The organism is Chloroflexus sp. MS-G, from assembly GCF_000735195.1.
In the GTDB taxonomy this organism is placed as follows: domain Bacteria; phylum Chloroflexota; class Chloroflexia; order Chloroflexales; family Chloroflexaceae; genus Chloroflexus.
Genome location: NZ_JPIM01000225.1, coordinates 1 through 2,484 on the forward strand (window position 1 = coordinate 1; position 2,484 = coordinate 2,484).

Consider the following 2,484-nt stretch of genomic DNA (forward strand, 5'->3'; position numbering starts at 1 on the left):
ACGCCCAGCGGTCGCATTCAGGGTGCGTCGTGTTAGCCATCCGGTTCCCCTCACCTTCACCCCAGCCCTCTTCCTCTCCCACACGGGGAGCAGGAGGGGGGCCACTATGCGTCGTCGCCGCACCAAGCGACCCGATGTCCTTGCCCTCCTACAAAGTTCCACCGAGGTCACTGTAGGATGCGATCGAGAAGTCTGCGCTTCCAGTCACAAGAATTTTGGAAATATTGAAAAGCTCTTTTCGATGGATCCAGGAGTTTCCAACGATCTCATTGCCTGGTACTCTGCGATGATCACCTACGAACAGCGTTATTCTGTTGTCTGATCGTGCATCGAGGCTGAGTGAGAACTAGCTTCAACTGCGACCACTGTCGTAGCCCCATCACCCGTATTCGCAGATACAGGGCTAGTTTCCGAGAGTGGCTTGCTTACCGAACCGTCGGCCAGCTGCGACTGCTGGACTAAACCGCAGATGATGCCAATTGCTTCGAGATACCGTAGTTCAGCGTAGGAGCGATAAAAATATCGTATCGCCAGAAACACGATCCCAAAGACGATCAACGACAGGATACCTGTCTGCCCATCTTCCTCCGGTACTATCCCCAAAAATTGACCGATCATTTGCCAAAACTGTTCCTGCATTTGGCGAACTTCTTCTGGGGAAAATATCAGGGCAAAGATGCTCAGAAATGCCAATCCACCAATACCAAATGAGAATGCCTGTAGACGGCCATTCATACCATCAAACTTCCAACGTGCGATATGCTCGATATGGCGCCAGTCGTTTATATCTAACTTTTTGAACCTGTCATCACTCTGAATGTTGCTGGCTGCCTGGCGCACGATGTCGATATAACCTGGAATCAGGTCTTTCTCTCCCTGGTTATTTTTAACCGATGAAAAGAGTAGTAATGCAATGAAAGGGATATTTCCACCGATCATCGTGATCATACCGAATAACATGAGCCAGGCCACAAACGATATTGTGAACCAGAACAGATAATAGATGATCGCATTGGTAACATTGTTTGTAATGATTGCAAATAATAATAGTGGTAAGGCTGGCAGAAACAAGACGCTACACAACAACAGCAAGAACGGCTTGTTATTAATATAAAGGTAAATCGGACGAATAATGAGAGCAATGAGAATAATCCACAATGCAGACCCAAAAACACTAACAATAAAACGAAAATCCGCTGTGATCATACTGACAAGAGGCTGACTGACAAAAAACCAGGAGAGGAATGTAAACAACAGTACCAGATAGAAATGCCAGCGAATCGAAACTAGTGGAGAACGAAACTTCTGTCCTGTCGACGAATGGACAGTTTCAAACGTTTTCTTCACAGCACTGTAAACACCGATGAAATGATCAAACGCACTTTCGGGTAACACTTGCACACTTTTACTCCGGTAGCTCAGACGATGAAGAATGCTTCCTGATCCAGGAATACGAATACGTCATTTCGAGTCTGAGTAAGCTATTATGAAAAGTTTGCTTTCCCGCCATCTAGCCGCGAAGCCGCGACTGCTGACCAAATAACGCCGCCTGTAACGTGGCAGCAGTGCGCAGATAGGTCAGCGGTGTACCAAGACTAACCAGGGTCTGTGCTATTTCTGGGCGAATGCCGACGACCACCGTCTCGGCGCCAAGCAGACGGGCTGCTATCGCCGTTTGCACGAGTCGTTCGGCTGCGTGGGTATCGAGGATAGCAATACCAGTTACATCAATGATGAGGGTACGTGCCCGGTATTGCTCAATTGCCCGTAATGCATGGTGGTTCAGATGTTCAAGCAGTTCAGGGGTAGCTGCACCAACCAAGGGGATGACCAGTGTATCATCGCGTACCGGAATGACCGGGACAGAAAGTTCGGCAATGGTGTGCTGGAGTTGCTGTTGAGCAGCCAGACTTTGCTCTAATTTGATCAGTGTCGCTCGCTGCTCTTCACTAAGGCGCTGTAGTGCTGCTGTCCGTTCGGCAACCCGTTCTTCTAACGACGCATTGAGTTCGGCAAGCTGCTGATAGGCTTTTTCAGCTTGCAGACGTGCTTCGGTGGCGGTTCTGAGCGCCGAAACGAGGCTTTGCGCGCCAATGAACGAGATAAACGCGCTCACGATGAGAAGCACGGCAAGATGACTCAATGCGGGAGTGAAGTTGCCGCTGACCCGAACGTCTGCTGGAAGTAGTTGACTGACCCCAAAAATACTCAGGAGACACAGCCCAAGCACGATCCAAATCTGATAGGGTTTAAGCAAAATACTGGCAAGTAGGAGGCTGACAATAAGATAGAAGGTGTTAAATGGTGAGGTTGGATTAAGAAATACACCACTTATCGCACCGAGAGCGGTCAGAATGATCAAGACGTAGCCGCCAACCGTTACCAACCCTTTTTTGCCGAGAATGGCGGCAGTGACAAAGACCAACACTGCCAGGGTCAGGTTCACCAGGCGCCCAACTGTCGGTTGGAAGAGGGTCAGGGTGA

The 2,484-nt window shown here is 49.3% G+C and carries 3 protein-coding genes; 1 reads left to right on the forward strand and 2 read right to left on the reverse strand.

Translation table 11 applies throughout. From position 1 onward, the window contains the following. The first annotated feature begins 106 nt into the window (after positions 1-106). The gene (locus tag JE47_RS0119990) at positions 107-322 is read left to right on the forward strand and encodes a hypothetical protein (protein WP_031461431.1); all 216 of its coding nucleotides are present in this window, start codon (positions 107-109) and stop codon (positions 320-322) included. Here JE47_RS0119990 and JE47_RS0119995 read toward each other — a convergent pair. Together JE47_RS0119995 and JE47_RS0120000 are read right to left on the reverse strand one after the other, a co-directional pair. After that, positions 307-1,401, reverse strand: coding sequence for a hypothetical protein (locus JE47_RS0119995; RefSeq protein ID WP_031461432.1), 1,095 nt, complete (start codon positions 1,399-1,401; stop codon positions 307-309). The genes JE47_RS0119990 and JE47_RS0119995 overlap by 16 nt on opposite strands. Before the next feature lie 109 nt (positions 1,402-1,510). Further along, positions 1,511-2,484: STAS domain-containing protein (locus JE47_RS0120000; RefSeq protein ID WP_031461433.1), on the reverse strand; the 974-nt coding region annotated here is incomplete at its 5' end.